Below are 17,831 nucleotides of genomic sequence, written 5' to 3' on the forward strand. Positions count from 1 at the left end.
AAGACATCATGACCGCCACTCTCCAGAGCGCGGGGCGGGCCACCGGCCGCCCCGCGCGGCGCTCCCGGGCCCGACGCCGACGTTCCCTCGTGACGCTCGCGCTGCTCGCGCCTGCGCTCCTCGGGCTGCTGATCTTCTTCGTCTACCCGCTCATCGCCTCGGTCTACTACTCGTTCACGCGGTTCGACCTCGTCTCGCCTCCGCAGTGGATCGGTCTCCGCAACTACGAGTACCTGTTCACCCAGGACCCGAACGTCTGGCTAGCGACCCTGAACACGCTGTGGTTCGTCGTGATCTGGGTGCCGGTGAAGACCGGGTTCGCCCTGATCATCGCAGGCCTTCTCGCGAGGGCGCGCCGCGCATCCGGCTTCTGGCGCACGGTGTTCTACCTGCCGGCGCTCGTGCCGCCCGTTGCGAGTGTCGTGGCCTTCGTCTTCCTGTTCAATCCGGGCACGGGCCCGGTGAACCAGGTGCTCGCCTGGTTCGGGATCCAGGGCCCGCTGTGGTTCAACGACCCCGCCTGGTCGAAGCCCTCCCTCGTGCTCCTCGGCATCTGGGTCATGGGCGACATCATGATCATCTTCCTGGCGGCGCTTCTGGATGTGTCGCGCGAGCAGTACGAGGCCGCCTCGCTCGACGGGGCGAACGGGTTGCAGAAGGTGCGTTACGTGACCATGCCGTCGATCGCCCCGGTGCTGCTGTTCGCCGGGGTCACCGGCGTGATCGCGGCCATCCAGTACTTCACGGAGGCGGCCGTCGCCTCCTCCGTGGCGTCGGGCAAGGCCGTGGTCGGGCAGGGCATCAGCACCAACCTCGGCTACCCGGACGGCTCACTGCTCACGTACACGCAGTGGCTCTACGTGCGCGGCTTCGGCACCTACCAGCTGGGCTATGCGTCCGCACTCGCCGTGCTGCTGTTCGTGGTCGCGGCCGTCATCCTCATCCTGCTCCTGCGCCGCTTCAGAGCGTTCACCCCGGAAGGCGCCCAATGACCTCCGCCACCCTCCTCCCCGGCGAGACGACCGACCGGCCCCCAGCGCCGCACCGGCGCATCCCGAGCCCGCGTTCCGCCCGCGCCCGGAGCATCCTGGCCTGGGTCGCCGAGCACGCCATGCTCATCGTGCTGGCCGTGCTGTTCCTCGCACCCGTGGTCTTCGTGCTGCTCACCTCGCTGATGTCGAGCGAGCAGACGCTGACGGCGTCGCTGTGGCCGCAGCCGTTCCAGTGGGACAACTACATCAAGGTCTTCACGACCGTCCCGCTGGCGCAGTGGTTCGCCAACTCGGCGATGTACGCGGTGCTCGCCACGGCGTTCATGCTGGTGTCGAGCATCCCGGCCGCCTATGCCCTGGCGAAGATCCGGTTCCGCGGCTCGGGCGTGTTGTTCACGGCGATCATCATCGCGATGCTGCTCCCGCCGCAGGTCACCGCGATCCCCGTCTACGTGATGTGGTCGCAGCTGGGGCTCACCGGCACGCTGTGGCCGCTCATCCTGCCGAACCTGCTGGGGGATGCGTTCTCCATCTTCCTGCTGCGGCAGTTCTTCCTGACCATCCCCAGCGAGTACGCGGATGCCGCACGCATCGACGGCAACGGCGAGTTCGGTGTGCTCTGGCGGGTGGTGCTGCCGATGGCGAAGCCGGGGATCGCCGCGACCGCGATCTTCCTGTTCTTCGCCTCCTGGAACGACTACTACGGACCCCTGCTGTACACCTCGGAGAACCCGGCGGCCTGGCCGGTCGCCTACGGCCTGGCGTCGTTCCGGGGTGTCCACGGCACCGACTGGGGCCTCACCATGGCCATGACGATGCTGGTCACCGTGCCCGTCGTCCTCATCTTCTTCTTCGCCCAACGCGTCTTCGTGGAGGGCATCACACTCACTGGCGTGAAGGGATAACTCGTGAAACTGACGGTCGTCGGAGGCGGCTCCACCTACACCCCCGAGCTCATCGACGGGTTCGCGCGACTGCGCGATGTCCTCCCGATCGAGGAGCTCTGGCTGGTCGACCCCGACCCCGAGCGCCTGCGACTGGTGGGCGGGATGAGCCAGCGGATGTTCCGCGCGGCAGGGCACACGGGACGCGTCGTGCCGACCTCGGACCTCGTCGCGGGGGTCGCGGACGCGGATGTCGTGCTCCTCCAGCTTCGCATCGGCGGCCAGGCGGCGCGGCACGGGGATGAGACGTGGCCGCACGAGTGCGGCTGCATCGGTCAGGAGACCACCGGCCCCGGCGGCTTCGCGAAGGCGCTGCGCACGGTGCCGGTCGTACTTCGAGTCGCCGAGGAGGTGCGGCGGCACGCCAAGCCGGACGCCTGGATCGTCGACTTCACCAACCCGGTCGGCATCGTCACGCGGGCCCTGCTTCAGGAGGGGCACCGCGCGGTCGGCCTGTGCAACGTGGCGATCGGGTTCCAGCGCCGGTTCGCCGGCCTGCTCGGCGTCGACCCCGGTCAGGTGCAGCTCGGCCATGTCGGGCTCAACCACCTCACCTGGGAGCGCTCGGTGCTGGTGTCGGACGCCGGGGGCACTCGGGACGTCCTTCCCGAGCTCCTCGACACCCGGATCGAGGAGCTCGCCGGCGAGAACGCGCTGCCGGCCTCCCTCCTCCGCCTCTTCCGCGACGTTCCCAGCTACTACCTCCGGTACTACTACGCCCACGACGAGGTGCTCCGCGAACAGCTGGACTCCCCCACCCGGGCGGAGGAGGTGCAGCGCGTCGAGCGCGAACTGCTGGAGCTGTACGGCGACCCGTCGGTCGACACCAAGCCGGAGCAGCTGTCCCAGCGCGGCGGCGCCTTCTACTCGGAGGCCGCGGTCGACCTGATCGCCTCGCTGACCGGGGACCGCGGAGATGTGCAGGTCGTCAACCTGCGTAACGACGGCGCGCTGCCGTTCCTGCCCGACGACCACGTCATCGAGGTGCCGGCGACCGTCGACGCCCGCGGCGTGACCGCCCTGCCGATCGACCCGCTGCCCGCCGACCACGCCGGGCTGGTCGCGCATGTCGCCGGCTACGAGCGACTCGCGCTCGATGCGGCCGTGAACGGAGGACGCGACCGGGTGCTGCGGGCGATGCTGGCGCATCCCCTCGTCGGCCAGTACGACAGGGCCGAGCGGCTCACCGACCTGCTCATCGCCCACAACCGCCAGCACTTGGAGTGGGCGCAGTGAGCGACGATGGCGCGCCACTGGTCATCGCGGTCGACGGCGGCGGGTCGAAGACGGACGCGGTCGCGCTGGAGCTCGACGGAACGGTCGTCGCGGAGGCACGCGGCACCACCTCCAGCCCCCACGTGATCGGGATGCGCGCATCGGCTGACCTCGTCTCCGCCCTCATCGCGCGGCTACTGGAGCAGACCGGGCCGCGCCCGATCGCCGCCACGAACCTGTATCTGTCGGGTCTCGACCTGCCCAGCGAGATCGCCGAGTTCCGCGCCCGCATCGCGGGAACGGCGTGGGCGGCGGCGAGCGTCGACAACGACCTGTTCGCCCTGCTGCGCGCGGGCACCGACGAGACCGACGCGGTCGCCGTCGTCTGCGGCACCGGGATCAATTGCGTCGGCGTTCGCTCGGACGGCCGCACCATCCGCTACCCGTCGCTCGGCACCATCTCCGGCGACTGGGGCGGCGGCTGGCACCTCGGCGAGCGCGCGCTCTGGTATGCCGCGCGGGCCGTCGACGGCCGTGGTGCGGAGACGATGCTCGCCCGGGCGGTTCCCGCCGCCTTCGAGCTGGGCAGTGTGCAGGACGTGATCGAGGCGCTGCATTTCGGCCGCATCCCGAACAGCGACCTGGCCCGGCTCTCTCCGACGGTGTTCGCCTGCGCACGGGAGGGCGACCCCATCGCCGCGTCCCTGATCGACGAGCAGGCGGAAGAGATCGCGACGCTCGCGGTCACCACCCTGCGCCGGCTGGAGCTTCTCGATCGGCCGGTACCCGTCGTCCTCGGCGGCGGGGTCATCGGCGGCCGCGACGAGCGGCTGCTCGGCACCATCGGGCGCCTGCTCGCTGAACAAGCGCCGGCCGCCCGGATGGAGCTGGTCACGGCCGCTCCGATCCTGGGCGCCGCACTCCTTGCGCTGGAGTCGGCGGGCGCAGGAGCCGCGTCCCTGGAGGCCGCACGACGCACCCTGGAGGAACGACCGGCCGCGGTGGTTCAATAGCGGCACGGACCACGACCAGGACTTCCAGCGCGCGCGGATGGTCGAGGAGCAGCTCGTCCCCCGCGGGATCGAGGACCAACGCGTCCTCGATGCGATGCGACGTGTGCCCCGGCACCTGTTCGTGGAACCGTCGGCTGCGCCGTACGCGTACGAGGACCATCCGATGCCCATAGGAGACGGGCAGACGATCTCGCAGCCGTACATCGTCGCGCTGATGCTGCAGGCGGCGCGCATCGGGCCCGAGGATCGGGTGCTCGACGTCGGCACCGGCTCGGGATACGCGGCCGCCGTGGCGGCGATGCTCGGACACCGGGTGGTCGGCATCGAGCGGCATCCCGACCTCGCGATCGGCGCTGCGGCGACCCTCGACGCACTCGGCTACCGGGTGGAGGTGGTGACGGGCGACGGCACGCTCGGCTGGCCGGCCGGGGCGCCGTACGACGTGATCCTCGCCGCAGCGACGGGCCCCTCCGTTCCCCGGGCATGGATGGAGCAGCTGGCGCCGGGCGGTCGGATCGTCATGCCGGTGGGAGCGTCGGGGCGCGCTCAGCACCTCGCGCTGTTCACCCTCGAGGATGGGAGGCTGCATGAGACGAACCTGGGCGCCGTCGCGTTCGTGCCCTTGATCGGGGACCAGGGCTGGCCGGCGAATGGTGAGTCGTCGCGGTAATCCGCGATGCTTTGCGACTAGTTGTCGGAACTCGGGAGGTCAGGCGGCCGCGGTGGCCGCGGTGCGCGACGCGTGCTCCTCGCGCAGCCCCGCGAGGAGCGCCGTGAGCTGCCCGGCCGGCGCGGCCACATCCTCCGGGTGCCACTGCACGGCGAGGAGGGGCGCATCCCGGTGCTCGATCGCCTCGACGTGTCCGTCGTGCGAGCGGGCGGTGACGACGAGGTCTGCGCCGAGCGCATCCACCGCCTGATGGTGGGCGCTCCGCACGTCGACCGGCCCGGTGCCGAGCAGCCCGGCCAGGCGGCTCTCCGGCTCGGGATGCACCGCGTGCGTGGTGAGCACCTGCGGGATGGGCACCCCGCGGTTGACGTGGCCGGCCTCGTCTCCGAGATCCTGGACGAGCGTGCCGCCGAGGGCGACGTTGACGATCTGCAGCCCGCGGCAGATGCCGAGCAGCGGGATGCGCCGCTCGATCGCCGCGCCGACCAGGGCGATCTGTGCGCCGTCGGCGACCGGGAGGTGGCGCGACTCGTTCGCGTAGCCCGTCTCGCCTCCGTAGAAGCCGGGGTGGATGTCCTCGCCGCCGACGATGACGATCGCGTCGGCGTCGCCGGCAGCGGAGAGCAGGGCGTCGGCTCCGCGATCGGCGGCCAGCCGGGTGACGTCCCAGCCGTGCGACCGCGCCTCAGCGATGACGTTGCCGACCAGCAGCTGCACGTAGTCGTGGTACGCCGGGTCGTGAGCGCGGAAGCGCGTGGCCTCGACGACGGCCAGGGTGGGCTGCAGGGACATGCGCTCCTCCTCTCGACCGGACTCACCCATCCCACCAGCCAGCCCAGCTGCACGCACCCCCGGCCGTAACAGGCCGAAACAGTGACACTGTCGGAGTGCACCAATAGACTCGGCTGGGTATCAGCCGGACCCGAGAGAGTGGGTGGATGCGCTTGCGACGTCTGCTGACCGGAGCCCTCCTGGCGCTCGGGCTCGTGGCGGGACCGATCGTGGTCGCCGCTCCCCCGGCTGCCGCTGCGGACCCCGTCGACCTGGGTCCGAGCCACGTGGTGGACCAGTCCCAGGTGCTGAGCGCGTCGGACGAGGCACAGATCACTGCGGCGGCGAAGAAGCTGTACGACGACCACCGCATCGACCTCTACGTCGTGTACGTCGACACATTCACGAATCCCGCCGAGGCGGCGGACTGGGCCAACGAGACGGCCGCCCGCAACGGGCTCGGCCAGCGCGACTACCTGCTCGCCGTCGCGACCCAGGCGCGCACCTACTACCTCTCGGGCGACGACGACGGCCCGGTGAGCGCCGGCCAACTCGACAGCATCGAGCAGAACGACATCGAGCCGAAGCTCCACGACAACGACTGGACAGGCGCGGCGGTGGCTGCCGCGAACGGCCTCGGCGACGCCGCTGGTGGTGGCGGCGGGGCAGGCTTCTTCTGGTTCTTCCTGATCGGCGTCGTGCTCGTGGGCGTCGTGATCTTCCTCCTGGTGCGCTCGCGCGGCTCGCGTAAGAAGCAGGCGGCTGCTGGGCCCGCCACGCCGCAGAGCGAACTGCAGACCATTCCCCTGGCCGACCTGGAACGCCGTGCCGGCTCGGCCCTCGTGCAGACGGATGACGCGATCCGGACGAGCGAAGAGGAGCTCGGCTTCGCCACCGCGCAGTACGGTGCCGAGTCCGTCGTCCCCTTCCAGGCCGCCCTCGACGCCGCCAAGGGGCAGTTGCGCGAAGCGTTCACCCTCAAGCAGCGGCTCGACGATGCTGAGCCGGACACCGACGAGCAGCGACGCGAGTGGAACATCCACATCGTGCAGCTGTGCACGGCCGCCAACCAAACGCTCGACGCGCAGGCGGACGCGTTCGACGAACTGCGGGCACTGGAGAAGCGCATCCCGGGGGCGAGCACCGAGATCGCGAATCAGGCGGCGGCCCTTCGGCAACGGCTGACGATCACGCGGACGACGCTCGACGGTCTCGCGCAGCGGTACACGGACGCGTCGCTCGCGACGGTCCACGACAACATCGACCAGGCGACGCAGCGCCTCGACTTCACCGACACGGCCCTCGCGGGCGCCGCGCAGAAGGCTGCCGCCGGAGATGCGGGAGCCGCCGCGGTCGGCGTTCGTGCCGCCGAGGAGTCCGCCGATCAGGCCGGGCTGCTGCTCGACGCGGTCGACCGGCTCGGCGCCGACCTCGCGGCCGCGCAGCAGTCGCTCGACGGCACCCTGGCCGAACTGCGGAGCGACCTGGCGGAGGCCCACGCCCTCGCGGCGGCGAGCGATCCGGGCGGGACCATCGCCGCGACCGCGGCCGGCACCGAGCAGACGGTCGCCGACGTGCAGGCCGCGCTCGCCGGCGGCCTGGTGAACCCGCTGGAACTCGCACAGCGGCTGGATGCGGCCAACCGGTCCATCGACGGCGTGCTGCAGGGCGTGCGCGATGCCCGCGCTCAGGCGCAGCGCGCCCAGTCGGCGCTGCAGCAGACGCTCATGACCGCGAAGGCGCGCGTCTCGGCGTGCGAAGACTTCATCACCGCCCGGCGAGGCGCGGTCGGCGCCGAAGCCAGGACCAGGCTCGCCGAAGCCGGCCGGCTGGTCGTCCAGGCGGAACAGACGGCGACGACGGATGCGGTCTCCGCGCTCGCCATGGCCCAGCGGGCGGCGCAGCTCGCCGACGAGGCGACGCAGCTCGCGCAGCAGGACGTCGGCGGGTTCCCGCCGGGCGGCGGCATGGGCGACGGCGGCTTCGGCGACATCTTCGGTGGGGGCACGAGCGGTCGTGGCGGCGGGAGCGGCGCGATGGGCGCCATCCTCGGCGGCATCCTGATCGACTCGGTGCTGCGCGGCGGGATGGGCGGCGGCGGCTTCGGCGGCGGTGGCAGCTGGGGTGGCGGAGGCGGTCGCGGCGGCGGAGGCGGCGGCTTCAGTGCAGGAAGCTTCGGCGGCGGCGGAACCCGCAGCCGGCGCGGCGGCGGACGATTCTGACCGCCGGACGACAGATCACAAGCGCCCATCGGGGGCGGGAGCGAAAGGAAGAGCACATGGCGAAACAGTCCATCTTCGGACGGATCTCGCAGCTGCTGCGAGCGAACATCAACGCCCTCCTCGATCAGGCGGAGGACCCGGAGAAGATGCTGGACCAGATGGTCCGCGACTTCACCAACAGCATCGCCGACGCCGAGAGCGCGATCGCGGAGACCATCGGCAACCTGCGGCTGCTCGAGGACGACCACCGCGAAGACGTCGAGGCCGCCTCCGACTGGGGCGACAAGGCGCTCGCCGCCAGCCGCCAGGCCGACCAGTACCGGGGGTCCGGCGACACGGCCAACGCCGACAAGTTCGACAACCTCGCCAAGGTCGCCCTGCAGCGGCAGATCTCCTCCGAGAACGAGGCGAAGGCCGCGGAGCCGCAGATCGCCGCGCAGACCGAGGTGGTCGACAAGCTGAAGACCGGGCTGAACCAGATGAAGGAGAAGCTGGAACAGCTGAAGAGCAAGCGGTCCGAGCTCATCGCCCGCGCCAAGAGCGCCCAGGCGCAGGCCCAGGTCATCGACGCGGTGAAGAGTGTCGACATCATGGACCCGACCAGCGAGGTCTCCCGCTTCGAGGAGAAGATCCGCCGCGAGGAGGCGAAGGTGCGCGGTGCGCAGGAGCTCGCCGCATCCAGTCTCGACTCGCAGTTCGAGCAGCTGGACGACCTCGGCGAGATGACCGAGGTCGAGGCACGGCTGGCCGCCCTCAAGTCCGGGGGCCCTTCGCAGTCGTCCCTGACCTCGGGCGCCGAGTGAGCGGCGCATCCTTCCTTGTCATCCCCCAGTGGCAGGGATCGGGGTCGTCGCGGGCGATGCGCCTGATCGACGGCGCCGACGCCATCCGCGGCGACCTCCCGGCCGCACGCACGCATCAGGTGCCCGTGCCCGCGGCCGCGGGTGAGTCGCTGGGAACGGGCGTCAACCGGTTCTCGTCACTGGTGGCGGTGAAGGATGCGACCGAGGCCGAGCTGGCGCTGCTCGAGCCGCCCGTCGTGGCGGTCGGCGGCGACTGCGGCGCGGAGCTCGCGCCGGTGCAGCACGCGCTGGCCGCACACGCACCCGGCTCGGTCGCCGTCGTGTGGTTCGACGCGCACGGCGACCTGAACGACGACGTGTCGTCGCCCTCGGGCGCCTTCCACGGGATGGTGCTGCGCGCCCTGCTGGGCGACGGACCGGACGGGCTTGCGTCGGTCGGAGCCAACCGCCTCGACCCCGCACAGCTGATCCTGGCGGGCACCCGCGCGCTCGACGACGGCGAGTCGGCGTACGTCGAGCAGAACGGCATCCGCGTGCTCGGCACCGACGACTTGGACGACCCGGAGGCCGTGGTGGAGGCGGTGGCCGCGACCGGCGCGACGGCGGTGTACCTGCACATCGACCTGGATGTGCTCGATCCGTCCGCGATCGACGGCATCGGCTATCCCGAACCGTTCGGCGTTCAGCCGGAGCGGCTGACGGAGGCGATCCGGGCGCTGCGGCGCCGGTTCGAGCTCGCGGGCGCGGGCCTGATGGAGTTCGCGCCGGAGTCGACGGACGCCGCGACGCACGACCTCGCCGTGATCCTGCGCATCCTCGGCTCACTCACCGGACCGACCGCCTCGCAGGCGCCCGCGGACGCCGGAGGTGCGCGCTAGCGTGGGAGGCATGAGCGAGCCCAGGATCCTGACCGAGCGGCGCGGGCACGTGCTGCTGATCGGCCTCAACCGGCCGGACAAGCGGAACGCCGCCGACTTCCAGCTGCTGTCGGAGCTCGCCCGGGCGTACGGCGAACTGGAACGCGACCCTGAGCTGCGGGTCGGACTCGTGCACGCGGTCGGCGATCACTTCACCGCCGGACTCGACCTCGCCGACCTCGGCCCGCGGATCGGGGCCGACGGACTCGCGTTCGTGGACGAGGACAGCATCGACCCGTGGCAGGTATCGGGCCGGCAGCTGACCAAGCCCGTCGTCATCGCCGTGCAGGGCACCTGCCTGACGCTCGGGATCGAGCTCATCCTCGCCTCCGACATCGCAGTGGCGGCGCGGGGCACGCGGTTCGGGCAGATCGAGGTCACCCGCGGCATCCTGCCCTTCGGCGGTGCGACCCTGCGCTTCCCGCGCGCGGTGGGATGGGGCAATGCGATGCGCTACATCCTCACCGGCGACCTCTTCGACGCCGCTGAGGCGCACCGGATCGGCCTCGTCCAGGAAGTGGTGGAGGATGGCGAGCAGTTCTCGCGGGCGCTGGAGCTGGCCGAGCGGATCGCCGCGCAGGCGCCGCTCGCGGTGCAGGCGGCGCTCGCGAACGCCAAGCGCGCCGTCCGCGACGGGGATGCGGCGGCGGAGGCGGAACTGCAGCCCGCGCTGGTGCGGCTGGCCGGGAGCGAGGATGCGCGGATCGGCATGGAAGCGTTCCTCACCCGCACAGAGGCGACCTTCGTGGGCCGCTGACATCCGTTCGGCCGCGCACCACGAACCCCACACGACACGAACGACCGGCAGCGGCGGCGCCGCGCCAGAGCAGGAGCAGGCATGAGCGAGACCCGGGACTACGACGTCATCGTGATGGGCGCAGGCGCGGTCGGCGAGAACGTCGCGGACCGTGCAGCGCAGGGCGGCATGCGGACGGTCATCGTCGAATCCGAGCTGGTCGGCGGCGAGTGCTCGTACTGGGCGTGCATGCCCTCGAAGACGCTGCTGCGCAGCGGAGCGCTGCTCCGGGCCGCGCAGAAGGTCGGCGGGAGCCGTGAGGCGGTCACCGGCCCGCTCGATGTCGCCGCCGTGCTGAAGCGACGCGACTACATGACGAGCAACTGGAAGGACGACGGCCAGGTCGAGTGGTTGAACGGCGCCGGGATCGACCTGGTGCGCGGGTGGGGCGTCATCACCGCTCCGCGCGAGGTCACGGTAACCGCGGAGGACGGCACGGTCACGGTGCTGCGGGCGAAGCACGCCGTCGCAGTGTCGACCGGATCGGCGGCACTCATGCCCGACATCCCCGGACTCCGCGAGAGCGAGCCGTGGTCGAGTCGTGAGGCGACAAGCGCGCAGCGCGTCCCGCTCTCGCTGGCGATTCTGGGCGGCGGTGTCGTCGCCACCGAGATGGCGACGGCGTACGCCGGCTTCGGGACGGAGGTGCACCTCATTGCGCGCAGCGGACTGCTCGGCGCCGAGGAGCCCTTCGCCGGCGAAATGGTGGCCGAATCCCTGAAGAAGCTCGGCGCCGCCCTCCACCTCGACACCGAGCCCGAGCGGGTGGAGCGCACGGACGACGAGGGCTTCCGCATCCACCTCGATGACGGCACCGTGGTGGAGGCCGAGGAGTTCCTGGTCGCGACCGGCCGCCTCCCCCGCACCTTCGGTATCGGGCTCGACGCCTTCGGTCTGGAGGAGGGCGCCTGGCTCGACGTGGACGACAGCATGCGCGTGCTCGGCGCGGACGGAGAGCCGGTCGACGGCGGCTGGCTGTACGGCGTCGGAGACGTCAACCACCGCGCACTCCTCACCCACCAGGGCAAGTACCAGGCACGCGCTGCCGGCGACGCCATCGCCGCGCGCGCCAAGGGACACGAGGTGTCCCTCGCGCCGTGGGGCACGTTCGTGGCGACCGCCGACCACCAGGCCGTTCCGCAGGTCACCTTCACCGACCCCGAGGTCGCGTCAATCGGACTCACCGCCCAAGCGGCCGAGAAAGCCGGATACCGCATCCGCGTCGTCGACTACCCGATCGGCAACGTCTCGGGCGCCCACATCGTCGCCGACGGCTATGAGGGCCAGGCGCGGATGGTGGTCGACGAGGAGCGCGGGGTCGTGCTCGGCGTCACTTTCGTCGGTCAGGATGTCGGCGAGCTGCTGCACTCGGCGACCGTCGCGGTCGTCGGCGAGGTGCCCCTCGACCGGCTGTGGCACGCCGTGCCCTCCTACCCGACCATCAGCGAGGTGTGGCTGCGGCTGCTCGAGGCCTACGGGCGGCCCGAACTGTGACCGGGCTCCGCTCGCTGACCGGGGCCGCCAGCCGCCTCGGCTACCTGTACGCGACAGCGGCCGGGCTGGTGTGGGGCTTCCTGTGGAGCACGGGGCGCATCGAGCGCCGCGCGGGCCTCACGGTCTTCCGCGGGATGCCGAAGGCGACCTTCGGTCGCGGCGGATCGTGTGTTGGGGGCGTGTACCTCACCGACCACAACGTCACCGACGACGTGCTGGAGCATGAGGCGATCCACAAGCAGCAGTGGCAGAAGTACGGGATGCTGTTCCCGTTCCTCTACTTCCTGGCCGGGCGCGATCCGCTGCGCAACCGGTTCGAGATCGAGGCGGGCCTCGAGAAGGGCGGCTACCGATGACGCGAACGGTCATCATCACCGGAGCGAGCTCCGGGATCGGCGTGGTGGCCGCAGAGCAGCTCGCCGCCGGCGGCGACCAGGTGGCAGTGGTCGGCCGCAACCCCGAGCGCACGCGTGCCGTCGCCGAGCGCATCGGCGCGACGCCGTTCCTCGCCGACTTCGAGCGGCTGGATGACGTGCGGGCGCTCGCGGCCGCGCTGCTCGACCGCTACGACACGATCGACGTGCTCGCCAACAACGCGGGCGGTCTGTACCACGAGCACCAGCTGACGGTGGATGGGCACGAGCGCACCATCCAGACGAATCACCTGGCCCCGTTCCTCCTCACAGCGCTGCTGCGTCCGCGCCTGGTGGAGACCGCCGCCGGGGGCCGCGACGTGCGGGTCGTGTCGACGGCGAGCGTCGCGAACCGGTTCGGCAGCCTCCGTGTGGACGACCTCGATTGGGAGCGCCGACCCTGGCAGGGCGGCTGGCGGGCATACGGTACCGCCAAACTCGCGACGATCCTGTTCGCCTCAGAACTGGCCGAGCGGCTGACCGGGACGGGCGTGAGCGCCTACTCTTTCCACCCAGGGACCATCGCGACCAACTTCGGCAACCAATCGCCGCTCATCCGGTTCGGCCACCTGGTCACGCGGAGCTCGTTCGGCATCTCCGTCGCCGCCGGCGCCGCTCCTCTGCTGCTGCTGGCCGGCCCGGCTGCGGTCGGCGCGCCGAGCGGCACCTACTTCGACCGCCTCACGGCGAATGGACGCACGAACCCGCAGGCGGGGAACGCCCAACTGGGCCGGGATCTGTGGGCGGCCAGCGAGCAGCTCGTCGGTCTCGACGTCACGGCCTGACGCGGGCGCGGGCGCGGGGTCAGGAGAACGCGGGAGCGGATACCGCGTCGAGCGACATCCCGACTCCGTCGAGGAGGTGATCGCGCACTTCGGATACCAGTGCGAAGCCGCCGGTGAGGATCGCGCGGGTCTCCCCCGGCCCGTCGCACAGCATCTCGTCCGACCAGGCCCGCACGGCGCGTGCGCCGGCCTCGCCGGCAGCGCACCGCTCGCCCGTGCCCGGGCGGCCGCTGCGGTGCGAACGCACCAGCCAGGTGACCGTCATGCGCAGCGGCGTCGCCAGCGGAACAACCTGCTCGTCGTGCTCCACCTCGACGAAGACGCGGCCGCGGGCACACAGCGGCAGGAGGGCGAGTTCGGCCTCGAGCTCGGCGAGCGAGTTCTCGTCTGCGACGACCAGGAACTGGACGCGGTCGTCGAGGTGCGCGGTCGAGGCGGTATGGGTGGCATGGTCCGGGCGGTACATATCGCCACCACTATAAGGGCAGCCTTACCTAACGGCCAGCCGCTCTGAGCGCATCCACAGCGTGACGGCATCCCTTCCATAAGGTCGGACGTTCGCGGCATGATCGGAGCATGCGCCCCACCGCCTCGTCCCCGATCGCCCCGATGCTCGCGAAGGCCGTCCCAACCGTGCCCGAGCCCGACAGCGTCGCCGGTGGCCTCAGCTACGAACCCAAGTGGGACGGCTTCCGCGCCATCGTGTACGCCGAAGGCGACGGCACTGTGGAGTCGGTGGAGATCGGCAGCCGCGGCTCCAAGATGCTCACGCGGTACTTCCCCGAACTCGTGGAGGCGTTCCGCAGCATCCTGCCCGGCCCGTGCGTGCTCGACGGCGAGATCGTCGTCCCGACCGGTCGACCGGGTCATCAACGCCTCGACTGGGAGGCGCTGTCGCAGCGCATCCACCCCGCCGCCAGCCGCGTGACGAAGCTGTCGCAGGAGACCCCGGCGACGTTCGTCGCGTTCGACCTGCTCGCGATCAGCGACGAATCGTACGTCGACAAGCCGTTCTCCGAGCGTCGGGCGGCGCTGGAGGAGTTCGCCGGCGGCCTCCCTGACCCGATCGAGCTGACCCGGACGACGACGGATGTGGACCGCGCACGGCGCTGGCTGGTCGAGTTCGAGGGCGCCGGGCTGGACGGCGTCGTCGCCAAGCCGTTCTCGGGCGTCTACACCCCCAACAAGCGGTCGATGCTGAAGATCAAGCACCACCGCACGGCCGACGTCGTCGCGCTCGGCTACCGCATCCACACCAGCGGCCGGGGTGTCGGATCGCTGCTCGTCGGCCTGTACGGCGACGACGGAGAGCTGCGCAACGTCGGGGGCGTGTCGGCGTTCAGCGACGCGAAGCGCCTGGCCCTGATCGACGAGCTGGAGCCCTTGGTCGAGCGGGATGAGGAGGGCGCGGCGGTGAAGGGCGCCACGGACCGCAGCCGCTTCTCCTCCGCCAAGGATGTGTCGTTCGTCCGGTTGCGCCCGGAGCGCGTCCTCGAGGTGCGGTACGACCAGATGGAGGGCATGCGCTTCCGGCACACCGCCCAGTTCGAGCGGTGGCGGCCGGACCGCGAGGCGCGGTCGTGCACGTTCGAGCAGCTGGACCGGCCGATCGCGTACGACCTCGGAGACGTGCTGACCTGACGGCCGGCGCGTGACGGTTGCCGCGCACCTGGGCGTTGCGCCGACCACCGAGCGGTGGTTGCGTGGCCGTATGGGCGACGAGGAGCGACCGGGCGCTGAAGGGTTCCTGCCCGCCGAGCGGGATCTCGAGAGCCTGCGCGCGGCCGCGACCGGCTGCCGCGGCTGCGAGCTGTACCGCGACGCCACGCAGGTCGTCTTCTCCGCCGGGCGCCCGCGAGCAGCGCTCATGCTCGTCGGCGAGCAGCCCGGAGACCGGGAGGACGTCGAAGGCGAGCCGTTCGTCGGGCCGGCCGGGCGCATCCTCGACCAGGCACTCGGCGACGCGGGCATCGACCGCGACGACGTGTACGTGACCAATGCGGTCAAGCACTTCCGGTTCCACCGCCAGGGCAAGCGCCGCATCCACGAGAAGCCGGCGGTCGGCAACATCGTCGCCTGTCACCCGTGGCTGGAGGCCGAGCTGGCGGTCGTGCAGCCGCGGGTCGTCGTCTGCCTGGGCGCCACCGCGGGTCGCAGCGTGCTTGGCCGGACGACCCGCATCACCGAGGAGCGCGGACACGTGCAGCAGTCCCCGGACGGCCAGGCCGTGCTCGTCACGACGCATCCCTCAGCGCTGCTGCGGCTGCGCGACGACCCGGGATGGGATGCCGCCTACGACGCCTTCGTCGGCGACCTGCAGGCGGCCGCGAAAGCCGCGGCGACCTGACCGCTTCGCCCTACGGCTTCTTCGCGCGGCTCGGCTGGACGCGCGGCGGCTCGCCCGGCATCTTCGGGTAGTCGGGCGGGAAGGGCAGCTCGCCCAGACCGTTCTCGAGGTCGCGCTCCCACCATTCGAGCAGGGCGTCGATCGTGCCCGGCTCCGCGGCGAAGTCCTCCCACGGGTCGCCGACGGTTCGCAGGCGCTCCGGCATCGTGAGCACCGTGAAGTCGCGCGGGTCGACACTCCCGAGTTCCTCCCAGGTGATCGGCGCCGAGACCGACGCGTGCGCCAGCGCCCGGGGGCTGTAGGCGCCCGCCATCGTGCGGTCGCGGTTGGCCTGGTTGAAGTCGACGAAGACGCGTTCGCCGCGCTCCTCCTTCCACCAGGCGGTGGTGACCTGGTCGGGCATCCGCCGTTCGAGCTCCCGCGCCGCCGCGATGACCGCGTGGCGGACGTCGAGGAACTCGCGCTGGGGCACGACCGGCGCGAAGACGTGGAGTCCGCGGTTTCCGGAGGTCTTGATGAACGCGGTGAGCCCGGCCTCCTGGAGCACCTTCCGGAGCTCGATCGCCGCCGGCACCGCCTCAGCGAAGCCCGTCCCCGGTTGCGGGTCGAGGTCGATGCGCAGCTGGTCGGGGTTGTCTGAGTCCTCGGCACGCGACGGCCACGGGTGGAACACGACCGTGTTCATCTGCGCCGCCCATACGGCCGCTGCCGGCTCATCGACGACGAGCTGCGGGTGCGACCGGGCGCTGGGGTAGGTCACCGTGACCGAGCGCACGTAGTCCGGCGTGCCGCGCGGCGGGTTCTTGGAGAAGAACTGCTCCCCGTCGATCCCCTCGGGGAAGCGCTGCAGCGAGACCGGCCGGTCGCCGTTCGCGCGGACGAACGCGTCGCCGACCTCGACCAGATACTTCGCCAGATCGAGCTTCGTGATACCTGGCTCGGGGAAGATCACACGCCCGGGACTGGAGATGCGCACCTCCCTGTCGCCACTCGGACCTGGGACGGTGAGCACAACCGCATCGCCTGCCATGGCACCACCGTACCGTCCGAACCGGCGGTGACGGCGATGTGAATTCCTTGTGGGATCACGCGGGGCCGCTTGAGCACCACCCGAAGTGAGACAGAATGGCTAAGCGGGCGCGCATCCGTGCCGACCGCGACGAGGTCCTTCGAGAAGAGGTGCATGACCCTGAGGATCGTGAGCTACAACCTCCGCAAGCACGCGGCCAGCGGTGAGCTGCTGGGGATCGCTGAGACCTACGGCGTGGACGTGCTGTGCCTGCAGGAGTGCGACAGCGACGCCCTGCCCGAGCGACTGCACGACCTGGTGCTGGCCGACACCACCCGGGCCAACCGGCTGGGACTCGCCGTGTACGTGCGCGACGACCGCTACGAGGTCCTGCACAGCCAGGTGTTCGCGGTGCAGAAGTCCTTGCACGACCGGGTGCTGGCGCCCGCCAACGAGCGGCTTCTCGCCGTGCACCTGCGCGACCGCGACAACGGCGAGGACATCCTCGTCGGCTCGTTCCACGCGGCCCCGCTGACCGCGCTGAACTCGCTGCGGCGCAAGCAGATCGCCGCCGCCCACGACGCGATGCGCTCGCTCTCCCCCGACACGCCCGTCGTCATGGTCGGCGACTTCAACTACCCGTGGTTCATCAGCGGGCTGGAGCGCCACCTCACGACCTCCGGGTACACGCTGAAGCGGACGACGGAGCCGACGTACCTGCGCTATAAGTTCTTCTCGGGCTACTTCGACTTCGTCACCTCCACCGGGTTCGAGATCGAGCGAGTGGATGTGCTGCCCGCCGGCGCCTCGGACCACCGGCCGATCCGGCTCGACGCGGTGCTCGCCGCCTGAGGTCCCCGGGCGCCCTTCCTGGCAGGATGGCCTGGTGACCGACATCGTCCCCTCCGCCCTGCTCGTGATCGACCTGCAGAACGGCGTGCTGCCCGGCTGCTTCGACGCCGACGCGGTGCTCGCCCGGGTCGTCGTCCTGATCGAGCGCGCCCGCACGGCCGGAACGCCGATCGTGTGGGTGCAGCACGAGGAGGACGGCATGGAGGAGGGCACGGACGCCTGGCAGCTGGTCGACGGGCTGGTGCCTGCGGACGGTGAGCCGCGCATCCACAAGCACTACCGTGATTCGTTCGCCGACACCGACCTGGACGAGGTGCTCGAACGTCTCGACGTCGGCCGCCTGGTCGTCACCGGGGCGCAGAGCGACTACTGCGTGCGGACCACCGCCCAGAGTGCGGCCGTCCGCGGCTACGACGTGGTCCTCGTCTCCGATGCGCACACCACGACCGACACTGAGTGGGATGGCGTGGCGATCAGCGGGGAACAGATCGTCGCGCACACCAACCGCTACTTCGCTGGGCTGCGGTACCCGGGCCAGCTGTTCGGCGTTGAGCCCGCCGCATCCGTCGCGGTGTAAGCCGACCGAGG

19 protein-coding genes are annotated in these 17,831 nt (G+C 71.1%); 16 read left to right on the forward strand and 3 right to left on the reverse strand.

The features are described from left to right. The first annotated feature begins 8 nt into the window (after window positions 1-8). Genes AB4Z18_RS11805 through AB4Z18_RS11825 form a run of 5 tightly spaced genes read left to right on the forward strand, consistent with a single transcriptional unit; the run spans window position 9 to window position 4,834 of the window. A complete protein-coding gene (locus AB4Z18_RS11805; RefSeq protein ID WP_441782867.1) occupies window positions 9-992 on the forward strand; it encodes a carbohydrate ABC transporter permease in 984 nt (327 codons plus the stop codon). Beyond that, a complete protein-coding gene (locus AB4Z18_RS11810; RefSeq protein ID WP_441782868.1) occupies window positions 989-1,897 on the forward strand; it encodes a carbohydrate ABC transporter permease in 909 nt (302 codons plus the stop codon). Before AB4Z18_RS11805 ends, AB4Z18_RS11810 begins: the two co-directional genes overlap by 4 nt. A 3-nt stretch (window positions 1,898-1,900) precedes the next feature. Further along, window positions 1,901-3,172, forward strand: coding sequence for a 6-phospho-beta-glucosidase (locus AB4Z18_RS11815; RefSeq protein ID WP_441782869.1), 1,272 nt, complete (start codon window positions 1,901-1,903; stop codon window positions 3,170-3,172). Continuing rightward, on the forward strand, window positions 3,169-4,164 hold the full coding sequence (locus AB4Z18_RS11820) for an N-acetylglucosamine kinase (protein WP_441782870.1): 996 nt from the start codon (window positions 3,169-3,171) through the stop codon (window positions 4,162-4,164). The genes AB4Z18_RS11815 and AB4Z18_RS11820 overlap by 4 nt, the downstream gene beginning before the upstream one ends. 37 nt (window positions 4,165-4,201) lie before the next feature. Continuing rightward, window positions 4,202-4,834 carry a protein-L-isoaspartate(D-aspartate) O-methyltransferase gene (locus AB4Z18_RS11825; RefSeq protein WP_441782871.1) on the forward strand — a complete coding sequence of 211 codons (633 nt, stop codon included), beginning with the start codon at window positions 4,202-4,204 and terminating at the stop codon, window positions 4,832-4,834. Between the two features lie 39 nt (window positions 4,835-4,873). Here the strand turns inward: AB4Z18_RS11825 and AB4Z18_RS11830 are convergent, their stop codons facing one another. Then, on the reverse strand, window positions 4,874-5,626 hold the full coding sequence (locus tag AB4Z18_RS11830; protein WP_441782872.1) for a gamma-glutamyl-gamma-aminobutyrate hydrolase family protein: 753 nt from the start codon (window positions 5,624-5,626) through the stop codon (window positions 4,874-4,876). Between the two features lie 146 nt (window positions 5,627-5,772). On the opposite strand from AB4Z18_RS11830, the gene AB4Z18_RS11835 reads away from it, so the two are divergent. The 7 genes from AB4Z18_RS11835 (at window position 5,773) to AB4Z18_RS11865 (ending at window position 13,035) form a co-directional block, all read left to right on the forward strand. Further along, the gene (locus AB4Z18_RS11835; protein WP_441782873.1) at window positions 5,773-7,827 is read left to right on the forward strand and encodes a TPM domain-containing protein; all 2,055 of its coding nucleotides are present in this window, start codon (window positions 5,773-5,775) and stop codon (window positions 7,825-7,827) included. 56 nt (window positions 7,828-7,883) lie between these two features. Continuing rightward, a complete protein-coding gene (locus tag AB4Z18_RS11840) occupies window positions 7,884-8,630 on the forward strand; it encodes a PspA/IM30 family protein (protein WP_441782874.1) in 747 nt (248 codons plus the stop codon). Then, entirely contained in the window at window positions 8,627-9,508 is an 882-nt protein-coding gene (locus AB4Z18_RS11845) for an arginase family protein (RefSeq protein WP_441782875.1), read from the forward strand. Before AB4Z18_RS11840 ends, AB4Z18_RS11845 begins: the two co-directional genes overlap by 4 nt. A gap of 10 nt (window positions 9,509-9,518) precedes the next feature. Further along, window positions 9,519-10,304, forward strand: coding sequence for a crotonase/enoyl-CoA hydratase family protein (locus AB4Z18_RS11850; RefSeq protein ID WP_441782876.1), 786 nt, complete (start codon window positions 9,519-9,521; stop codon window positions 10,302-10,304). Window positions 10,305-10,385: 81 nt separating this feature from the next. Then, window positions 10,386-11,837 (forward strand): dihydrolipoyl dehydrogenase family protein, encoded by a 1,452-nt coding sequence (locus AB4Z18_RS11855; protein ID WP_441782877.1) that lies wholly within the window; start codon window positions 10,386-10,388, stop codon window positions 11,835-11,837. Continuing rightward, window positions 11,834-12,193, forward strand: a complete 360-nt coding sequence (locus tag AB4Z18_RS11860; protein WP_441782878.1) for a Fe-S oxidoreductase — start codon at window positions 11,834-11,836, stop codon at window positions 12,191-12,193. Before AB4Z18_RS11855 ends, AB4Z18_RS11860 begins: the two co-directional genes overlap by 4 nt. Continuing rightward, window positions 12,190-13,035: an SDR family NAD(P)-dependent oxidoreductase gene (locus AB4Z18_RS11865; RefSeq protein ID WP_441782879.1), complete on the forward strand. Its 846-nt coding sequence runs from the start codon at window positions 12,190-12,192 to the stop codon at window positions 13,033-13,035. The genes AB4Z18_RS11860 and AB4Z18_RS11865 overlap by 4 nt, the downstream gene beginning before the upstream one ends. 19 nt (window positions 13,036-13,054) lie before the next feature. Here the strand turns inward: AB4Z18_RS11865 and AB4Z18_RS11870 are convergent, their stop codons facing one another. After that, the gene (locus tag AB4Z18_RS11870) at window positions 13,055-13,501 is read right to left on the reverse strand and encodes an SIP domain-containing protein (protein WP_441782880.1); all 447 of its coding nucleotides are present in this window, start codon (window positions 13,499-13,501) and stop codon (window positions 13,055-13,057) included. Window positions 13,502-13,611: 110 nt separating this feature from the next. On the opposite strand from AB4Z18_RS11870, the gene AB4Z18_RS11875 reads away from it, so the two are divergent. Beyond that, window positions 13,612-14,676: an ATP-dependent DNA ligase gene (locus AB4Z18_RS11875; protein WP_441782881.1), complete on the forward strand. Its 1,065-nt coding sequence runs from the start codon at window positions 13,612-13,614 to the stop codon at window positions 14,674-14,676. A 10-nt stretch (window positions 14,677-14,686) separates the two neighbouring features. Then, window positions 14,687-15,382, forward strand: a complete 696-nt coding sequence (locus tag AB4Z18_RS11880; RefSeq protein WP_441782882.1) for a UdgX family uracil-DNA binding protein — start codon at window positions 14,687-14,689, stop codon at window positions 15,380-15,382. Window positions 15,383-15,392: 10 nt separating this feature from the next. Here AB4Z18_RS11880 and ligD read toward each other — a convergent pair whose 3' ends face one another. After that, window positions 15,393-16,412 carry a non-homologous end-joining DNA ligase gene (gene ligD, locus AB4Z18_RS11885; protein ID WP_441782883.1) on the reverse strand — a complete coding sequence of 340 codons (1,020 nt, stop codon included), beginning with the start codon at window positions 16,410-16,412 and terminating at the stop codon, window positions 15,393-15,395. A gap of 153 nt (window positions 16,413-16,565) precedes the next feature. On the opposite strand from ligD, the gene AB4Z18_RS11890 reads away from it, so the two are divergent. Further along, window positions 16,566-17,243: an endonuclease/exonuclease/phosphatase family protein gene (locus AB4Z18_RS11890; protein WP_441782884.1), complete on the forward strand. Its 678-nt coding sequence runs from the start codon at window positions 16,566-16,568 to the stop codon at window positions 17,241-17,243. A 34-nt stretch (window positions 17,244-17,277) separates the two neighbouring features. Continuing rightward, window positions 17,278-17,820, forward strand: coding sequence for a cysteine hydrolase family protein (locus AB4Z18_RS11895; RefSeq protein WP_441782885.1), 543 nt, complete (start codon window positions 17,278-17,280; stop codon window positions 17,818-17,820). The last annotated feature ends 11 nt before the right edge of the window (window positions 17,821-17,831 follow it).

The sequence above is a fragment of the Leifsonia sp. 2TAF2 genome (assembly GCF_052115085.1).
GTDB lineage: Bacteria > Actinomycetota > Actinomycetes > Actinomycetales > Microbacteriaceae > Leifsonia.

What these genes read in the sequence shown, in the direction of transcription:
- AB4Z18_RS11805 (WP_441782867.1), top strand. Translation starts at nt 9, where the DNA reads ATGACCGCCACTCTCCAGAGCGCGGGGCGGGCCACCGGCCGCCCCGCG.
- AB4Z18_RS11810 (WP_441782868.1), top strand. Translation starts at nt 989, where the DNA reads ATGACCTCCGCCACCCTCCTCCCCGGCGAGACGACCGACCGGCCCCCA.
- AB4Z18_RS11825 (WP_441782871.1), top strand. Translation starts at nt 4,202, where the DNA reads ATGGTCGAGGAGCAGCTCGTCCCCCGCGGGATCGAGGACCAACGCGTC.
- AB4Z18_RS11830 (WP_441782872.1), bottom strand. Translation starts at nt 5,626, where the DNA reads ATGTCCCTGCAGCCCACCCTGGCCGTCGTCGAGGCCACGCGCTTCCGC.
- AB4Z18_RS11835 (WP_441782873.1), top strand. Translation starts at nt 5,773, where the DNA reads ATGCGCTTGCGACGTCTGCTGACCGGAGCCCTCCTGGCGCTCGGGCTC.
- AB4Z18_RS11840 (WP_441782874.1), top strand. Translation starts at nt 7,884, where the DNA reads ATGGCGAAACAGTCCATCTTCGGACGGATCTCGCAGCTGCTGCGAGCG.
- AB4Z18_RS11850 (WP_441782876.1), top strand. Translation starts at nt 9,519, where the DNA reads ATGAGCGAGCCCAGGATCCTGACCGAGCGGCGCGGGCACGTGCTGCTG.
- AB4Z18_RS11855 (WP_441782877.1), top strand. Translation starts at nt 10,386, where the DNA reads ATGAGCGAGACCCGGGACTACGACGTCATCGTGATGGGCGCAGGCGCG.
- AB4Z18_RS11865 (WP_441782879.1), top strand. Translation starts at nt 12,190, where the DNA reads ATGACGCGAACGGTCATCATCACCGGAGCGAGCTCCGGGATCGGCGTG.
- AB4Z18_RS11870 (WP_441782880.1), bottom strand. Translation starts at nt 13,501, where the DNA reads ATGTACCGCCCGGACCATGCCACCCATACCGCCTCGACCGCGCACCTC.
- AB4Z18_RS11875 (WP_441782881.1), top strand. Translation starts at nt 13,612, where the DNA reads ATGCGCCCCACCGCCTCGTCCCCGATCGCCCCGATGCTCGCGAAGGCC.
- ligD (WP_441782883.1), bottom strand. Translation starts at nt 16,412, where the DNA reads ATGGCAGGCGATGCGGTTGTGCTCACCGTCCCAGGTCCGAGTGGCGAC.
- AB4Z18_RS11890 (WP_441782884.1), top strand. Translation starts at nt 16,566, where the DNA reads ATGACCCTGAGGATCGTGAGCTACAACCTCCGCAAGCACGCGGCCAGC.